Genomic DNA, 18,135 nt, shown 5'->3' on the forward strand with positions numbered 1-18,135 from the left:
TCGAAATAGGCTGCGCGCAGGGCGGGTCTTCCGACCCACCGCTGCGCGACTTGGAAAGGGAATCAGGAAACCGGCGGGCAGCGCCCGTTCGAGCACCGCTGCGTCCGGATCTTTCGCACCGGCAGCTGCCTATCCTATGTCTCGAGCGCGATGGTTTATTGCGTCCCGCGGAAAAAAGCGGGGGAAGCGTGAGTGCTGGAGCCGGCAGCCGATTTCAGTGATAACCTAATTCCTCGAGATCATCCTCATCCAGACCGAAATGGTGTCCGACTTCGTGCAGCACCGTCCGCCGCACTTCGTCGATGATCTCCTCCCGCGTCTCGCAGATCGCCTCGAGGTTTCGCTGGTAGATAATCACACGGTCCGGAAGCCGCATCGACTCCTCGATGCTCCGCTCGGTCAATGGCGTGCCCAGGTAGAGGCCCAGTAAATCGGTGGGATCATCCAGGCCCATCTCCGCCAGATCGCCCTTGGAGGGCATGGGTTCTACGTCCACCACGACGTCCGCCAGATACGACTGAAACGTATCGGGGATGCGGCGCAGCGCTTCCTCGACCAATTTGACGAATTCGGACTCACTTAACCGAATGGACATGGTCAGACTACGCGACAGGCAGGGGCGGCGTACACATTGATCCTCTTGGCGAACCGCGGCGTTCAACGCGTGCGGACGGCCCCGAAGTGTGCGACGTTTGATTTTCCTGTAAACCTCTGCGTCCGACCGTTTTCCGCTCTGGTCCGGTCCTCGCAGCAAATGTAGCATAGAAGCCGGATCGGCAGTTCGCCAATCCCGGATGGAGCCGGCGAGAGTCTGCCGATCCTGCTTGGAACATGGAGCAAAGCGTGAACGAAAATGTGAAGCGGATCACAACAAGGCCGTTGGGGCGATTATTGGCGGCGGTGCTGGCGGGCTTGCTTGTCGGCGGGTGTTCCGCCCCCAGCCTGCTCATCACGCCCGTTTCAGGCAAGCGCGACTTGAAGGAAGTCGTCCTGATGCGCGAGGGGCTCCTCGCCCGCGACAAGATCGCACTCGTCGACGTCAGCGGCGTCATCATGAACAACGACCGCCCGCAATTCTTCGGCGAGGGCGAACAGCCCGTCAGCCGCCTCCTCGAGCAGCTCCAGCGCGCTCGCGACGACGCCGCCGTCAAAGCCGTCATTCTGCGGATCAACTCCCCCGGCGGGAGCGTCGTTGCCAGCCAGTTGATGTACGCCGAAATCGCCGACTTCCGCCGCACCGGCAAGCCCGTCGTCGCGATGCTCATGGATGTGGCCGCCTCCGGCGGATACTACATCGCCTGCGCTTGCGACGAGATCATCGCCCAACCCGCCACCGTCACCGGCAGTATCGGAGTCATCATGCAGACCGTCGACCTGAGCGGCACGATGGCCAAGATCGGCATGGAGGCGGACGCCATCACCTCCGGATCGTTCAAGGACGCCGGCTCCCCGTTTCGCGGCTTGCGTCCCGAGGAACGGGCCCTCTTCCAGTCCATCGTCAATGATATGTACCAGCAGTTTGTTCACGTGGTCGACGTCGGACGACCCAATCTGGACGAAGCCCGCGTTCGAACCCTCGCCGACGGCCGCGTGTACTCCGCCCCGCAAGCCCTGGAAGCGGGCCTCATCGACCGCATCAGCACGATGCGCGAGGCCATCGCGTCGGTGAAGCAGCGCATCGGCGCCGAACGCATCACCCTCGTACGCTACTCACGCCCCACGGAGTTCACCCCCAACTACTACGCCGCCGCTCCCACGCCGGGAAGCGGCGAAGTGAATCTGCTCAAGCTCGATCTGGGATCGCTCTCGGCCCTGAGCACCCCGCGATTCATGTACCTCTGGGCTCCAGGCTGGTAGGAGAAAAGCCCTCGCGGCGGACTTTTTCGCTGCGGCCGGTCGCCTTATTCTCTTCCGCTGTTGCCTATTGCCCGTTGCCTTGGTCTACTTGATCGGCGTTGTCAGCGTACCCAGTCGCTCGATTTCCAGTTCGATCGTATCCCCCGGCTGGAGCCAGCCGCCCGTCGCTTCCGGGCCGAGCTCCAGGATACAGCCCGTACCGCACGTCCCGCTGCCGATGATATCCCCCCGATACAGCGTCACGTCGCGCGACCCGCGCTCCAGAAGCTTTGTGAAGTCGTAGTGCATGTCCTTCGTGTTGGCTTTGGAGACCGGCTTGCCGTTCTTCCGCGCCGACATGCTCAGATCCCAGCACCCCGGCTTCACCCGGCGGTCGGACAGCTCGTCCAGCGTTACGACCCACGGGCCAAGCGAACTGGCAAAGTCCTTGCCCTTGGCCGGACCGAGCATGCACTTCATTTCCTCGCGCTGCAGATCGCGCGCCGAAAAATCGTTGAGCACGGTCAGGCCGAAGATCGCCTTCTCCGCCGCCTCCCCGGAAACGTCCGCCACGTCCGCACCGATGATGCATGCGACCTCGAGCTCGAAGTCCAGCTCTTTCGTCGACTCGGGCTTCTTGACCGGCTCCATGTGCCCCTTCATCGACGTCGGATTCGAGAAATAGAACACGGGAATCTCGTACCACGTCGGGATCATCTCCTGACCACGACGGGCACGGGCGGCCTTCACGTGCTGCTCGAAGGCATAGAAATCCCGGAAGGTCCGCGCATCCGGCACCGGTGGCAGCCAGCGCGTCACCTCGGAAAGCGGAACGGGCTTGCTCTTGGTCGCCGCCGCCAGATCCATCAGGCCCTTGCCCCCCAGGTCATCGAGCGCCCGGCGCAGACTGGGCCTTGTATCCAGCGCTACCAACCCGTCACCGACACCTACCGCCAGTTTCGGTCCCGACTGACCCTTTAGTTCCACCACGCAGAACCGCATGGACTTTCCCCTGTCTCGCTTCGCACACGCACCCTCGGCACCCGCCGATTCCGATCTCGCGGGATCCCGACCGAGGCCTGTCAAAATGGAGAGTAACGCGATCCCCGCGCAGCCGCAAATTCGCAGCGGCATGGCGTGAGACGCTGCGGGTCAGCGAGCCCCGAAAACCTGCGTCCAATGCTGACCGGGCTCGTATCCCACGCCGATCTCCGTGAACGAGGACCGCATGATGTTGGCGCAATGCCCGTCGCTGCCCATCCAGCCGGCAACGACCTGTTCCGGCGTCGCATACCCGTAGGCGATATTTTCCCCCCAGGTGCGCGGCTGGTAGCCCGTCGGTGCGATGCGTTCCGCCGGTCCGTCGCCGTCGGGATTGGTGTGGTCGAAGAACCCGCGCGTGGCCATATCCAGGGAGTGCAATCGTGCGGCGCAGCGCAGAGCGGCGTTCATGGTCAGCGGAGCAGCAGGCTCGAACGTCCCGGCCGACCCGCAGTCGGCCCCGGCCGCGCGCCGCTCGTTCACCAGCGAAAGCACCTCCTCCTCGAACGTCGCGAAATCGGGTTCCCAGTCGGCAACACCGTCGCAATACGCAATGTCCGGCACGTCGGCATCCACGCTGCCGCCCTGTGTGTCCGGTGGATCAGTCGGATCGGTGGTATCGATATCGCCACCGGCCGGATCGGGCGCGCCCGACGGAATCGATAGAGGCACGCACGCGCCGACCAGCGCCATACACAATCCCAGAGTCAATCCCGTCCAAGTCCGCATGCTCGAAAGCACTTTCCGAGAGAGCATCCGCCTACCCCCGCATCGTGAGAACGCGCGCAACCCACTCGGCAGCGCTTTCGAGTTCTATCGACGGGCGGCCACCCCAACCTTGCCGGGCGAACGGCGGATGAGGCAACGCGGTATTCGTGGAGATTGCGGCTGCGAATAGGGACCGATAAGGCAATTCGCGGGCAGAGCGCGCAAGAAAACGGCCGACGCATCCGCCGGCCGTCTCAATCACGATTAGGATCTGCTGAAAGTGCCGCCTCGCCGAATGGTCCGTTGCTACGGCCACGGCGCCAGCGGCGGATCGCCGTTCACGAAATAGAGCTGCACGCGAACATCACCGGGATAGTCATTCACCAGGGTGATGAACGTGTTCTGTTGCAGGTTGCCGAAGAAGTCCCAGCGAAGCTCGACGTTGGGGATCACCAGCAGACTGCCTTTTTCCGTCGCAGACAGCCGCTCCGGCCCCGTGCTCGCGAGAGGGCTGGAACCTTCGTCCGCGGTGCGCTCCGGGGGCAGGCCGCGCGTATCGTATTGAATCGTCGCGCTCTGCTCACCCACGCCGGCCAGGTTCATACCCGCCGCACCATTCGCACGCCCGCCCTGGAAGGTCAGTTCCTTGGAGACCACGCCGAGCAGCGGTGTGTCCGTACTGCCCGAGCACACCTCGCTGGCTTGCCCCTCGATTCGCGCCCGCCCCTTGTCCGTCTGGAGATTCTGCCGGAGGAAATGGTTTGGCGGATCATAGAGAGAAAGCAGCGTCTGGTCCCAGCACGTCACGCAGCGCTCCGTACCCGAGAACTTGAACTCGTTCATGTTCCAGATGTCGAACCGCGCTTTGGTCGTAACCGGACCGTTGCCGTCCTGACGCAGGTCGATGTCCAGCGGCATGAGCGTCAAGTCCATATCACGAACAATCGCACCAATACCACCCGAGGAAAGCAGGGTTCCCGGCGCATAGAAGTCCAGCAGCAGTTCGTTGAAGCCGGCGTCGTATGCTCGCCCGTCCATGGCGATTTCGCCCGGCGTCCCGACCGGCAGGCCGTGGTCCACGCTGTGTGCCTGGAACGCAAAGGCGTTGTATTCCCACGCCGCGCCTTGGACGTAATTCACCACGGTCGCCGTGGCCGAGAGATGATTCCAGCGAATCTGCTTGTACTCGTTGTCCACCGCCCAGGCCACAATGTACCCGCGCATCACCCGGTCGGACGTGCCCTCAGGATCGGGACGACCCGGCGGATCACCGGGGTCCAGCGCCGGAAACGGCGGAGGTCCATTCAACGCCGACCAGTAAATCGACTGATGCCCCGTCAGCGTCAGCGACAGGTCCGCCCAGTTCCACCCGAGGTGTCCGCGCTCCGCGAAATCGCACGCGATCTCAACGGGAATCGTGCCGAGAATGTTCCCGTTGCACTGATCGCGGAAATTCAAGTCGAACGATCCGCCTTCGAAGATACCCTCGCTCAGGAGCGTCACATCGAAGCAAACCGTCTGATTCGGACCCGCACCCGGGAACACCGGCGGAAAGGTCCCGATGGTCAGATTAGGTAGCGGCGGATCGGCCGTGAGCACCACGTCCACCGGCGTCGTCGCGCTGACCGAAACGGCTTCCACGATCGCTTGTGCGATCGGCTCCGCCCCACCGAACACATCAAAAACCAGCGGAACGCCCATCTCGTCCACGGCACCCGTCAGCCTCGCCAGCGCGGAAAGGAAAACGCACGGATCAGGACTCGGCCCCGGATCGGCGGTCGGCTGCCCGTTCGGTGCCAACCCGATGACACGAATGCCCTTCGCGTTCAGCGCCGACACGGCCATTGGAATCGTCGCCGCACCCAGTGGCGCGACCGCGTCGAGAATCGTGTTGTTGGTCGCCGACTTGGCATCAGCAACGTAACCGAAGCGGGCGATGCCCGGCTCCACGGTGTAGCACGCGAAGGCCGAAGCCGGCTCGGTGCTGCAGTTCCCCATGATCTCCATGGGGATGCCCTCGGCGAAATCGAAAGGCGCTACGGAGCAGACGTCGGTCGCCAGGATGACAAGACGCAGCGACCCCTCACGCCAGCCCACGCCGCCCAGCGAACCGTCTCCGACGCCGACATAGCTGTCCCATCCGGGCACGTCCCCGCTCGGACCCGGCGCCGTTTGCGTGGCGGCCGCGCCCGCCGGACCCGAGTCCAGGATGCTCGCGTTGCCGTTGCCGTCGAAACCGTCACCCATCGCGACCTGATACAAAGCCTCTCCCGCCGAGGATTCGGGGCCGTCGCCGCCGAATCCTGGCGCCGTCGCGTTCAGCGCATTGCCGATCAGTGTCGAAAAATCCGCCCGCGATGTCTGGATAATCGCCTGGTTGAGTATGAACGGCCGACTGAGGTTCGTGTCCCCATCGAAGGTGTTGCCCGGGCCGCCGTAGTCCTCAAACCGACCGATGCCGAAGGCCAGGTCCACTCCGGGCAGTGCCGTCTCCAGGTCCGTGACGATCCCCCCGAACAGATCGACGACCATGGGAATCTCGTCCTCGAAGCTGCTCGTGTCGTCAAAGAGCAGGAAGACGTCAACCTTGTCAAATACCGCACCCGGCGGCAGTTTGATGCACGCCTCGACCGACTCCGAGCCACCGAGACAGACCGGACCGTTCGCCAGAACGATTTCCGTCACGGCCGTCTCGCATGTGTCGGTTTCCTCCCTGCAGATGGGCAACGGCTCCACGCAAGGATCGCCCGTCGACCGACACCCTACGGCCGGGACGCATACTTCGTCACCATTGCAGAACAGTCCGTCATCGGGACAGGCGCTGTCATCCGGCTCGAACGTGCAAATTGAATCCACGCAGCGATTGATCGTGCAGTCCACGCTGTCGTCGCAATCGGCATCGACCTCGCACGGCAGCGCGCCGAGCAAGGGTCGATTGAACGACTCGGGACCTGGATTAAAGGGAACGTCCGCAGCTTCAGGTTGGCCGGGATGAGTGACAGCCTTGTGTCCCCGTACCCCGACATCGCTTCGCGGCGCGGCAAGAGCCGTCGTCACGCTCAGACCGCCCGCGATTGCCCAGACGAACATATTCCGGCCTAGTACATGCAGGTACCGCATCGCAGTACTCCCGAATTCTCATTTCCGGCGGTAAACCCTTCCGCGCAACGTCGCCACACGGCACTTCGCGCGACCACCGCTGATTGTCCCATAATGTCTCGTCTCGCGCAACCCTTGCCACGTACCCCGACGCCGCGAGGCACAGGCACGATCGTCATCGTTCAAGACAGCCTCGCTGCAATCTCTGCGCGTTCTCCCCGGAGGCGGATGAAATGATGAATGCCCAAGTCGTCCGATATCCCAATATAATGATCGCATTTTCGCCGGGAAACGTCAATAGAGGGAAGTCTTATAGGGCGTCAGGATGAGGAAATCGGCAGTTTTGAGACGCGGATACCCGCCCCTCAATCGCCGGTCGTGGCCGGCTCGGGAGTCTGGGTAAATCCCGCTGGCGGCTCGGTAGCTGGTGTCGAAAGCGGAACGTCGGGCGACCGCGATGCCGGTGCCGGCGCGGCCTTCCGGCCCTCGAGAATCTGAACGATCAGGAGCAGAAGCATGATCGCAACGGCGGAAAGGACCGCGACAACCCAGAATGTTGGCGCAAAACCCAGCGATTGCCTTCGTTTCGATCGACCGGTATCAGAACTTGACCCGAGCTCTTCCTGCGGAGACGGCGACTCGTCCAAAGCCGCCCTAAGCCCCTGCAAGTGTCCTGTTTCTCCTGCAATCGCCCCGGGCGAACGGGCCTGGCCACCCGGCGTGGATCGCACGGCCGTGGGGACACCCTGAAACTCCCATTTGGGTTGCTCGAAAAGCAGGTACGCCCGGCAGTTCCGGCAATAGGTGTCCCCTGGCGAGACGCTGTCGTGGCACTTCCAGCAGCGGTTAAAGTAACGACTGAGGCCCGGTGTCTCGACGGCGAAGCGCCATTGATGATCCGTCGCCGGACCCCGGACAATGGATGTCTCCGAAATGAGCCCCCGGCGGATCTGCCGCACGATCCTCTCCAGCGAAACGCCGGGGAATGGCCGCACGTGCTCCAGAACATACCAGGGGCCGGCGTGCGCCCGCATTCGATCCAACATCTCCGGACGCAGGTCCTGGCCGCAATGTTCGCACGTCGTGCTGCCCCGGCGTACCAACTGCCCGCACGTGACGCAGGGCACGGCACCCCCGTGCCACGCCTCGTGAACGTGTTCACTGAGCGGTCCGAACCCCGCCCGCGCGGCGATTTCCAGCGGGTGATTGCCCGGCGGAAGATTGCCGGCAAACGTTAGATCGTCGCCGGCGATATGGGCGTCCGGGGATGTGTCAGGCGAACTCAAAGCGCAACTCCTGTGCGACAACGCCTCATTCTAGGGGGTTTCGGAATGTCAGAACAAACCGCGGGACCCGCAACGGCGTTTCGAGAATGCTGTCCAACAAGCGTCCATCCGAGTATCCTCTCCTCGCGAAAGGCCAGTTTTCTGCATCGGAAACGCCGTTTCCGGGCACGCGCGACAACGGACGGTGAAATGCATGGCAGAGGGCGTCAAAACAGATAAGAAACCAGGAAGGTACGACTTCAAGGCCATCGAGGACCGATGGCAGGCGTACTGGGCGGAAAACGAGGTGTTCCGCACACCGAACCCGGGTGAAGCCGGTGCGGATATATCCCGGCCCAAGTTCTACATCCTGGACATGTTTCCCTATCCCTCCGGCGCCGGACTGCACGTCGGACATCCCCTGGGCTATTGCGCCACGGACATTGTCTCCCGCTACAAGCGGATGCGAGGTTTCAACGTCCTCCATCCGATGGGTTTCGACTCCTTCGGATTGCCGGCCGAGCAGTACGCCATCGAACACAACGTCCACCCGGCGGTTACCACGCGCAACAATATCGAGATGTACCGCCGCCAGCTCAAGATGTTCGGGTTCTCGTACGACTGGAACCGCGAGCTCGCGACCTCCGATCCGCAGTACTACAAGTTCACGCAGTGGTGCTTCGCACGGATGTTCGAGAGCTGGTACGACGAAGCCTTCGCGTGGACCGACCCGCAGGGAAAGCCAGCGAAAGGCAAAGCCCGACCCATTGCCGAACTGATCGCCGAATTCGAGAAGGGCAACTGGGGCGTCGACGTCGAACTCAACATTGTGCGCACCCCGGCACCAGGACGGCGCGAATGGTCACAGCTCAGTGAGACCGACCGGCGACAGGCCATCAACCATCAGCGACTGGCCTACGTCGACGAGATCCCCGTCAACTGGTGCCCCGCACTCGGCACCGTGCTGGCCAACGAGGAGGTGGACAACGAAGGTCGTAGCGAACGCGGCGGCCACCCGGTGTTCCGCCGGCCGCTGCGCCAGTGGATGCTCCGCATCACGAAATACGCGGAGCGCCTCCTCTCCGACATCGACGAGCTGGACTGGCCTGAACCCATCAAGCTCATGCAGCGCAACTGGGTCGGCCGCAGCGTCGGCGCCGAGGTCGTCTTCCCGCGGGCGGACAAATGGTCGATCCAAAATAACCGGTGGCGCTCCACCGATCCGACGGTCGACGTGCCCCAGCAGCTTTCGTACACGAACTTCCCCCACGCCATCCGCGTCTACACGACCCGGCCGGATACGCTCTTCGGCGCGACCTACATGGTGCTGGCGCCGGAGCATGAACTGGTGGCCGAATTGACCACGCCGGACCGCAAGGCGGAAGTCGAGGCCTATGTCGCCCGGGCACGGAACCGATCCGACCTGGAGCGAACCGCCGAATCCAAGGAGAAGACGGGCGTCTTCACGGGCGGTTACGCCATCAATCCGGTGAACGGCTGGAAGATCCCGGTGTGGGTCGCGGACTACGTGCTCATGGGTTACGGCACGGGCGCCATCATGGCTGTACCCGCGGGCGACACGCGCGACTTCGAATTCGCCAAGAAGTTCGACCTGCCGATCGTCCCGGTGGTTCGCCCGCCGGATGAATGGCTGCGCGAGCAGCTCTACCGCGGCGCGTTCGACCACGAATTCGCCGAAGCCAAGGGGCGCGGCGAGGCGATCAAGCGCCTGATGAGCTCTGCCATCTCCACGGCCGGCCTCGTCGGCGGCGTCACCGCTCAGAATGCCACGGCCGTGCTCGACGGCGACGACGGCTGGATTCGGCAGGTGCTGCATCCCCTGCACGAGGAGGAACCCGGCGTCTTTGCCGAGTCCTTCACCGGCGAGGGCGAAGCCATCAACTCACCCGGCAAGGACACGGACAAGAACATCCCCGGCGGCGTGTGCCGGCTCAATGGCACTCCCACCGCGCAGGCCAAGCAGCGCATCACGCAATGGCTGGAATCCGCGGGCGTGGGTCGCGGCGCGGTCAATTACAAGCTGCGCGACTGGGTCTTCAGCCGCCAGAAATATTGGGGCGAGCCCTTCCCCGTGTTGCACGGCGAAGACGGAGAGACGATCGCCGTGCCGGATGACGAGCTTCCCGTCGAGCTTCCGCCGATGGAGGACTTCAAGCCGACACCGGTCGCGGAAGACGACCCGCACAGCCTGATTCCCGAACCGCCGCTCGCCCGCGCGAAGGAGTGGGTGCGGGTGGATCGCAATGGGAAGCGCTACCGCCGCGACGTGAACACCATGCCGCAGTGGGCGGGTTCGTGCTGGTATTACTTGCGATTCATAGACCCGTGGAACGAAAGCAAGTTCTGCGATCCGCAGGCCGAGCATTACTGGATGCCCGTCGATCTCTACGTGGGCGGCGCGGAGCACGCGGTGCTTCACCTGCTCTACGCCCGCTTCTGGCATAAGGTCCTGTTCGACCTGGGCCACGTCTCCACGCGCGAGCCGTTCCAGAAGCTGTTCAACCAGGGCATGATCCAGGGCTTCGCTTTCCGCGACGCGCGCGGGCTCAACCGGCGCCCCGACGAAGTGCAGGAAAGCGGTGAGGACCGGTTCGTGCTCAAGGGAACGGGCGAGTCGGTCACGCGGGTCATCGCCAAGATGAGCAAGTCGCTCAAGAACGTAGTCAACCCCGACGAGATCATCGCCGAGTACGGCGCGGACACGTTCCGCATGTACGAGATGTATATGGGTCCGCTGGACGCAGCCAAGCCGTGGAACACACGCGACGTGCCCGGCCTGTTCAAACTCTGCCAGCGCATCTGGCGCCTCGTCGTCGATGAGAGCACGGGGAACCTGTCGCCGACCCTGACCGATGAGGCTCCCGGCACCGACATCCTGCGCGTGCTGCACCAGACGATCCAGCGCGTGACCGAGGACATCGAGGCGCTGAAGTTTAACACGGCCATCGCGGCGCTGTTCGACTTCGTCAACATGATGACGCCGTTGGACAAACGCCCGCGGGCGGCGATCGAACCGTTCGTACTGCTGGTATCACCGTTTGCACCGCACCTAGCGGAAGAACTCTGGAATCGGCTGGGGCACGACAAAACGCTGGCTTTCGAGCCTTGGCCGGCGTTCGATGCGGAATTGGCCCGCGAAACGCAGATCGAAATAGCCGTACAGATCAGCGGGAAGGTCAAGGCGCGGATCATGGTCCCGGCCGATGCGGACGAGACGGCGATGCGCGAAACCGCCCTGGCGGATGCGAAAGTAAAATCAGGGCTGGAGGGCAAGACGGTTCGCAAGGTGATCGTCATCCCCGGGCGGCTGGTAAACATCGTGGCGAATTAGCGCCGGCGCGTAACCGCGAGTGCGGCGCGCCCCGGGATTCACCGCTCGACATTGCATGTTGAGCATTCTTATCGATAGCCGCGCGCAATGGAACGCACGCGGCGCGCGTCGTTGTTTGCCAACTGCGGCTGAAGTAGGATCACGGGAACGCGTCCGCTATTCCAGGCATAAATCGACGCGACGGGAACACTCATGGCCGATGAAGCCGAACTTCGTTCTCAGCGAATCCGCAAGCGGGACGCCCTGCGCGCCATCGGCGTCGATCCCTACGGCTGGCGTTACGACGGCGTCACCGCCACGGCATCCGTCCGCAAGCAGGCCGACAGCCTGCACATCGCCGACGGCGAACGTACCGATCTCCGCGTGCGCGTCGCGGGGCGCATCGTGCTGCTCCGCGTCATGGGCAAGTTGGCGTTCCTGACCATTCAGGACGAATCCGGGCGCATCCAGATCGGCGTGAGCAAGGCCGAAGTCGGCGAGGCCGGCTGGGAGGTGCTCAAGCAGCTCGATCTCGGTGATGTCCTCGGCGCGGACGGCACGTTAGGTCGAACCAAAACCAGCGAGCTGACCGTCTGGGCGGACCAGCTCAAGCTGCTCTGCAAGGCGGTCCTGCCACCGCCGGAGAAATGGCACGGACTCACCGATGTCGACCTCCGCTACCGCCGCCGCTATGTGGACCTGTTCGCCAATCCGCCGGTGCGCGAGGTCTTCAAGCAGCGCAGTGCGATCATCCAGGCCGTACGCTCGTATCTGCTCGACTGCGGTTATTGCGAAGTCGAGACGCCGGTGCTCCAGCCGATTTACGGCGGCGCGGCCGCGCGACCCTTCACCACGCATCACAACACGCTCGATATCGACCTGTTCCTCCGCATCAGTCCCGAGCTGTACCTCAAGCGGCTGCTGGTCGGTGGAATCGACCGCGTGTTCGAGATCGCCCGCAATTTCCGCAACGAAGGCATCAGCACGCGGCACAATCCCGAATTCACCATGATCGAGCTTTATGAGGCCTACGCCGACTACGAGGTAATGATGGAGCGGGTCGAGGGAATGGTCTCGGCGGCGTTTGCCGCGGCGACGAAAACGGGCGTCCCGGCGCGGCTGGCGGCAATCGAGGCCGAGATCGAGCGCCTTCGCGCATCCGATCGCGCGGCCGAGGCGGAGGAATTCGCCCAGAGGGAGCACGTCGAGGCCTATCGGGAAGCGGCGGCGGGAATTGCCACCGGGCGACTCACGGGCGTGTATCACGGAAAGTTGCTGGATTTCACTCCGCCCTGGCCGCGACGGTGCTACGATGACCTGCTGGAGGAATACGCCGGCGTGCGGATGAAAGACGCCGCCGCGGTTCGAGCCAAGGCGACGGCGCTGGAGATCGCAACGGCCGGGAAGGACGACGCGGTCATTGCCAACGAGGTGTTCGAGGCCACGGTGGAGCACCACCTGATTCAGCCGACGTTCGTCAAGGATTACCCGGCGGCGATCTGCCCGCTCACGCGACGGCATCCGCAGGACGACTCGATCGCTCTGCGCTTCGAGGCCTTCGCCGCGGCGATGGAACTCGGCAACGCATATTCAGAGCTGAACGACCCCGACGTGCAGCGGGCGAATCTCTCACGAACCGTGGCCGGCGAGGGCGATGAAACCATGGCCGTCATGGACGAGGATTTTATCACGGCGCTGGAATACGGCATGCCCCCCGCGGGTGGTCTGGGCGTGGGCATCGACCGTCTGGTCATGCTCCTGACCGATTCGCCGAGTATTCGGGATGTGATCCTGTTCCCGCTCCAGCGTCCGGGGGGAGGGGGCTGAATCGACGGCGAGGCGTTGCCGTGCGGCGCGGTTCCGCAGCCGCAGTCTGTTCGGTGTGCAGTGACGCCTGTTTTCTGAAAGCAAACCGCCTGGATCCCAAGCAGTCCCAGACCAGCAGGGTCGTGATCGTCGGCGCGCAGCGTGCCCGCAGTGGGCCCGCTTTGCAATCTCCTGCCCGACTGTCTGGAAATTGTTCCCTCGTTCCCAAAAATCCGCAGCGCGTTGCTATGGCAGCGCCATGGTGAATTGGAGCTGAAGCGTAGCCCAGTCTTCCAGATCAACATCCAGGTCGGCGTTCTTGTCATAGACATCGCATGGGACCATCTGCATCGGCGTAATTCCGCCGTCCGGGCCGGCGAGGCAGGCCGCGAACAGATCGAGTTTGGCCACGAAATTCGCCACGAGGTAGCGGTCGTCGCTTACGGTGAATGGGTAGGTGGGGGACGTGCTCACTTGCAGGCCGCCCTCAGTCCAGTTGACGAACGCATAGCCGGGGCTTGGGTCGGCGGTGACGATCACGGGCGTTCCGCTGGCGTAGATACCGTCGCCGGTCGTGCTGCCGCCGTCATCGGGGAAAGCACTGGTGCCGACCGCACGGTCCACGGGAGCACCGTCCGGAATCGTAACGGTGTAGGTCGTCGACACGTGGGAGCCGTCGGTGTCCGAGGCGTCCACGGTAAAGGTGAACACGCCGACGGCGGTGGGCGTGCCGGAGAATACACCGGTAATCTCGTCGAGCAGGGTGCCGTCGGGCAATGACCCGGTCGTGGTAACGAGAAACGGGGCGCCTCCCGGGACCACGACGGTCCGATCGGCGTAGGCGACGCCGAGTTCACCATCGGGAATGTGATCGATCAGGCCCAGTGCGGGAGCGACATCGAAACCCGCCATCTGGGCACCGAAGAATTCACCGACGACTTCTATTGTGGAGAGGTCGACAGTTACGACAACCCATTCGTCAGCCACCGGGTCAAAGTGGTCGTTAAACGTTACATTTCCAACTCCGTGTATGCCGTCGGGGGCGACCTGATCCGCCATGGCCTCGCCCGACTCTGCGTCGATCGGGCCGGTGTATTTGTAGAACTCGTATCTACGGGTGATGACCTCGTCGCCCCCCGGCAGATCCTCCGGTATTCCTTTCAGCTCGCCCTTGGGGTTGTCGGGGTTGGCGAACTCCGTCTGGAGAATGCGCCATTCCGTTTCGACTTCGGCAGGTTCGCCGTTGGCCCAGTTGTGGGCATTGGGGTCGTCGGGGTCGGGGTCCACGAGATCGGTGAGTTCCACCTTGTTGGGGTTGTGCGTCGTCGTCTTGATGTCCTTGACCCAGGTCGCCTCGCCGAACTGAAACACGGGCGGAGCGGGCGGGGGAGGCGGAACGATCGCGGCCTGAACCTGGGCGGGCTGCAAGGGGGCCGGCGGAAAATAGGTGAAGGCCGGCGTCGAGACATAGACCGGCGGTCCGTGGATCAGGTTGCCTGCACCGTCATCGATCAGCCAATTGTATTTCACGGCCGTCGGCGCGGTGTAGTAGCCAACGCCGAAATGCTCGCCTCCGAAGTTGATGGATGGGTTGGTGAACTGGTGCCCGTCGGTCGGCGTTATCGGACCCGATGGAATTGCGGTGAATGCGGACCAGGAGCCGTCAGGATTTCGGATAGCCGCGTAACGAATGAAAACCTTCGGGTGTGCCGGATCGCTATTGTCTTCCGTGATCTTCGGTATTCCGTAGTGGTTGTAGTCGTACGTATAAGTGATGTCCGTGCTGTGAATGTCGTCGAGTTCGATCTCGAATCCGTGTGCCTCGACTCCGGTGTCATTAACGCAGTCGAAGTTGTTGAGGGTTCCATAGGCGGTACTGGCCTCCGCCGACGGGGAAAGGGCGAGCATCATCAAAGGCGAGGCGACGAACAAAAGCGAGACTCGGACAACCGACGACTGCTTTCTCATGACAGAATCCCCCTAAGGCGCCGATTGGTCTCTCGGTTACGTGGAGGTTGGCGCCCACCTGCGCTCCATCGCCGAACGCTGCACCCGGTCTGGCGGTGCAGGGCCCGCGGAGTGCAACGGACTGACGAGATACGGTTGTCACTGAGGACCCTGCGGAACGACCGGCACGAAAGGGCGGCGCGGGTGCCGGAGCTATCGACGCAAACTCAGCCAGCTTGAGGAATGCTCGACAATAATACCGATACTGGAAGTGTCGGGACAGACCACGGCGATGTAACATCATCTACTGCTTGGGTCGTTCACAAGGGGGCGTCGGCTGCGCCCGACTCAGCCAAGCATAGCCCGAAAAATTGACGCGGGGCCGAACGATCTGAAGTGTCAGGTTGGTGCCGGGTATGCGTTGATTCGACGTGGGTCCTCATTACACGGCTCCGTCCCTCAGACCGGTGGGACACCGCCGGGAGGGACCGCGCGGCCAATTCAGCCGATGATCGCGCGCCGGAGCAGGTGGCATGCGGCGGATACCCGGGTCGATGAGGTAGGGTTGACTTCGACCCGCGGTGCAGCGACAAGACTGCTGAGTCCTGTCGCTGGATGCGCAGGCCTCCCCTGATCCGGCGAGATTGAAGCATGTACAAATGGTTTCTTGCCTGGCGTTATCTGCACACCAAGCTGGTGGCCGTGTTCGGCATCGCCGCCGTCACCCTCTGCGTGGCCCTGGTCATCGTCGTGCTCAGCGTCATGGGCGGCTTCCTGGACACCATCCGTGACCGTTCTCGGGGGCTCCACAGCGAAATCGTCGTCGAGAACGGCATCCTCCAGGGCTTCCCCTATTACGCCGACTTCGCCGAATACGTGCAGCGCGAACTCCCCGACACGATTCGGGCGACTTCGCCGGTCGTGTACAGCTACGCCATCTTCCGCGTACCGGCCACGTCCATGACCAAGCCCGCACGCGTCCTGGGCATCCGCCTCGACGATTACGTCAAGTTCAACGACTTCGCCGCCGGGCTGAACTACAACCACTACTATCCCGGCACCACGACGCTCGGGCCGCAGAAGATGCCCGTCGCCGGAGAGGACGAGCGCGGCGTGCTCAGCCTTCCGCCGGAATATGTTGAAGCCAACGCCCGCTGGCACGGTACCGAGAAGGATCCCAAGAAGCTCAGACAATACGAACGGTCGCCGTTCGAACTCTCATTCGCTCCCAGCGTCGTGGCCGCGACCGACGGCGAGCGTGTGTTTCAATTGGCACCCGGCGCCCCGGGGTACACCGGCGAGGAGAAATACGGCATCATCGCCGGCAGCGACCTGCTTTTCGATCGCCGCGCCGACGGCAACTTCGATCGCTACCTGGCCAAGGGCGCCGACATCGCCCTTACTGTCGTGCCGCTAACCCCCCAGGGCAATCTCATGGGGGAGCGCCCGCTGAACCTTCCCTTGCGCTACGCAGACGACTCCCGCACGGGCATCTTCGAGATCGACGACATGACCGTGTACGTCGACTTCGAGATGCTCCAGCATCGTCTGGCCATGGACCCCCAGGAGCTCATCGACGGCGGCCAGACCAAGGCCCGGGCGAACCAGCTCCTCATCGGTCTGAAGGAGGGCGTCAATCTGGACGCGGCCGCGTCCCTCATCGCCGATGCCTGGGCGAAGTTCTACGCCGCGCTGCCCGACGACCAACTCACCGGTGCCGATCGCCAGGCGCTGGACTTCGTTACCGTTTACACGTGGGAGGATCTCCAGCGGCCGCTCATCGCCGCCGTGGAGAAGGAAAAAGTCCTGGTGACGTTCCTGTTCGCCCTCATCAGCCTCGTGGCCATCGTGCTCATCGGGCTGATCTTCTACATGATCGTCGAGAAGAAGACGCGCGACATCGGCATTCTCAAGGCCATCGGCGCCTCACCGCAAGGCGTAGCCACGATGTTCATCATTTACGCCGGGGCGGTCGGCATCGCCGGTGCCATCCTCGGCACGCTCATCGGTTCCGTTTTCGTCTGGAACATCAACGACATTCAGGACATGCTCGCCCAGCTCAACCCCCAGCTTCGCGTGTGGAGTCCGGAGATTTATTCCTTCGATCGTATTCCCGAAGTCGTCAAGCGGGCCGACGCGCTCTGGGTCGCGTCCATCGCCGTCCTGTCGTCCATGGTCGGGGCGCTGATCCCGGCGCTGCTCGCCGGTCGCGTCTGGCCCGTGGCAGCGCTGCGTTACGAGTAGGAGCGAAAGGAAAACCATGGCCAGATCGCCACTGCTCGTCGCCCGCGACCTCCACAAGACGTACACGCTGGGCCGATCGACCCTGGCCGTGCTCCGCGGAGCTTCGCTTCAGGCACGCGAGGGCGAGTTCCTGGTCGTCATGGGCGCCAGTGGTTCGGGCAAGAGCACCCTGCTGCACGTGCTCGGCGGGCTCGACGAGCCCGATCGCGGCGAGGTGGAATTCAAGGGCCGCCTCGTGTTCGCCGGCAGCACCAACCGCGAGTCCTACCGCAATCGCGATGTGGGCTTCGTCTTCCAGTTCTATCACCTGCTTCCGGAACTGAACGTCCTGGAGAACGTGCTCGCCCCGTGGCTGGTGCGCTACTCGGGCTGGAACTGGTGGAAGCATCGCGGCGAGGCGCGCCGCGCCGCCACCGAACTGCTCGACCGCGTCGGACTGAGCGAACGTCTCAAGCACCGCCCCCGGGAACTCTCCGGCGGCGAGCGGCAGCGCGTAGCCATCGCCCGGGCGCTGGTGAACCGCCCGGCGCTGCTCCTGGCCGACGAACCCACCGGCAACCTCGACGCCCGCATCGGGGCCGAGATTCTCGACCTCCTCGGCGAGTTCAACGCCGCCGGCCAGACCATCATCATGGTGACCCACGACGCCAACGTCGCCGCCCGGGCCCACCGCCGACTGGTCCTCGCCGACGGCATGATCGGCCTGGATATTCGCGAATCACCCGCCCGGACGATTCCAACGCCGGAGGATGTGAAGGCGTAGTACTCCAGCAGTGGCGAAAGGACAAACGACCGGAACGACGGCAGTAACTGAGGAGGCTTGTCCGCCATCCCGGCGAGCGCCGGAATTCAGGTCCC

The 18,135-nt window shown here is 63.5% G+C and carries 11 protein-coding genes; 5 read left to right on the forward strand and 6 right to left on the reverse strand.

Annotated elements, in window-relative coordinates; all coding sequences use genetic code 11:
* Nucleotides 1–214 precede the first annotated feature (214 nt).
* On the reverse strand, nt 215–595 hold the full coding sequence (locus tag J5J06_05985) for a metallopeptidase family protein (GenBank protein MCO6436620.1): 381 nt from the start codon (nt 593–595) through the stop codon (nt 215–217).
* Between the two features lie 248 nt (nt 596–843).
* On the opposite strand from J5J06_05985, the gene sppA reads away from it, so the two are divergent.
* Complete coding sequence (gene sppA, locus J5J06_05990) at nt 844–1,857, forward strand: signal peptide peptidase SppA (GenBank protein ID MCO6436621.1); 1,014 nt, start codon at nt 844–846, stop codon at nt 1,855–1,857.
* An 84-nt stretch (nt 1,858–1,941) separates the two neighbouring features.
* On the opposite strand, the gene J5J06_05995 is transcribed toward sppA, so the two are convergent.
* From J5J06_05995 to J5J06_06010, 4 genes are all read right to left on the reverse strand, one after another.
* Nucleotides 1,942–2,838: a fumarylacetoacetate hydrolase family protein gene (locus tag J5J06_05995; protein MCO6436622.1), complete on the reverse strand. Its 897-nt coding sequence runs from the start codon at nt 2,836–2,838 to the stop codon at nt 1,942–1,944.
* Nucleotides 2,839–2,988: 150 nt separating this feature from the next.
* A complete protein-coding gene (locus J5J06_06000; GenBank protein MCO6436623.1) occupies nt 2,989–3,570 on the reverse strand; it encodes a CAP domain-containing protein in 582 nt (193 codons plus the stop codon).
* A gap of 321 nt (nt 3,571–3,891) precedes the next feature.
* A complete protein-coding gene (locus tag J5J06_06005; GenBank protein MCO6436624.1) occupies nt 3,892–6,705 on the reverse strand; it encodes a hypothetical protein in 2,814 nt (937 codons plus the stop codon).
* A 344-nt stretch (nt 6,706–7,049) separates the two neighbouring features.
* The gene (locus J5J06_06010; GenBank protein MCO6436625.1) at nt 7,050–7,970 is read right to left on the reverse strand and encodes a zinc ribbon domain-containing protein; all 921 of its coding nucleotides are present in this window, start codon (nt 7,968–7,970) and stop codon (nt 7,050–7,052) included.
* Nucleotides 7,971–8,163: 193 nt separating this feature from the next.
* On the opposite strand from J5J06_06010, the gene J5J06_06015 reads away from it, so the two are divergent.
* The gene (locus J5J06_06015; GenBank protein MCO6436626.1) at nt 8,164–11,301 is read left to right on the forward strand and encodes a leucine--tRNA ligase; all 3,138 of its coding nucleotides are present in this window, start codon (nt 8,164–8,166) and stop codon (nt 11,299–11,301) included.
* 192 nt (nt 11,302–11,493) lie between these two features.
* Nucleotides 11,494–13,107, forward strand: a complete 1,614-nt coding sequence (gene lysS, locus J5J06_06020; protein MCO6436627.1) for a lysine--tRNA ligase — start codon at nt 11,494–11,496, stop codon at nt 13,105–13,107.
* Nucleotides 13,108–13,332: 225 nt separating this feature from the next.
* On the opposite strand, the gene J5J06_06025 is transcribed toward lysS, so the two are convergent.
* Nucleotides 13,333–15,054: a putative Ig domain-containing protein gene (locus J5J06_06025; GenBank protein ID MCO6436628.1), complete on the reverse strand. Its 1,722-nt coding sequence runs from the start codon at nt 15,052–15,054 to the stop codon at nt 13,333–13,335.
* 630 nt (nt 15,055–15,684) lie between these two features.
* Here J5J06_06025 and J5J06_06030 point away from each other — a divergent pair.
* Together J5J06_06030 and J5J06_06035 are read left to right on the forward strand one after the other, a co-directional pair.
* Nucleotides 15,685–17,277 carry an ABC transporter permease gene (locus J5J06_06030; GenBank protein ID MCO6436629.1) on the forward strand — a complete coding sequence of 531 codons (1,593 nt, stop codon included), beginning with the start codon at nt 15,685–15,687 and terminating at the stop codon, nt 17,275–17,277.
* Between the two features lie 16 nt (nt 17,278–17,293).
* A complete protein-coding gene (locus tag J5J06_06035) occupies nt 17,294–18,040 on the forward strand; it encodes an ABC transporter ATP-binding protein (protein ID MCO6436630.1) in 747 nt (248 codons plus the stop codon).
* Nucleotides 18,041–18,135: the final 95 nt, after the last annotated feature.

Source organism: Phycisphaerae bacterium (genome assembly GCA_024102815.1).
In the GTDB taxonomy this organism is placed as follows: Bacteria; Planctomycetota; Phycisphaerae; order UBA1845; family UBA1845; genus JAGFJJ01.

Coding starts and splice junctions, on each gene's coding strand:
- J5J06_05985 (MCO6436620.1), bottom strand. CDS start 595: ATGTCCATTCGGTTAAGTGAGTCCGAATTCGTCAAATTGGTCGAGGAA.
- J5J06_05995 (MCO6436622.1), bottom strand. CDS start 2,838: ATGCGGTTCTGCGTGGTGGAACTAAAGGGTCAGTCGGGACCGAAACTG.
- J5J06_06000 (MCO6436623.1), bottom strand. CDS start 3,570: ATGGCGCTGGTCGGCGCGTGCGTGCCTCTATCGATTCCGTCGGGCGCG.
- J5J06_06005 (MCO6436624.1), bottom strand. CDS start 6,705: ATGCGGTACCTGCATGTACTAGGCCGGAATATGTTCGTCTGGGCAATC.
- J5J06_06015 (MCO6436626.1), top strand. CDS start 8,164: ATGGCAGAGGGCGTCAAAACAGATAAGAAACCAGGAAGGTACGACTTC.
- lysS (MCO6436627.1), top strand. CDS start 11,494: ATGGCCGATGAAGCCGAACTTCGTTCTCAGCGAATCCGCAAGCGGGAC.
- J5J06_06025 (MCO6436628.1), bottom strand. CDS start 15,054: ATGAGAAAGCAGTCGTCGGTTGTCCGAGTCTCGCTTTTGTTCGTCGCC.
- J5J06_06030 (MCO6436629.1), top strand. CDS start 15,685: ATGTACAAATGGTTTCTTGCCTGGCGTTATCTGCACACCAAGCTGGTG.
- J5J06_06035 (MCO6436630.1), top strand. CDS start 17,294: ATGGCCAGATCGCCACTGCTCGTCGCCCGCGACCTCCACAAGACGTAC.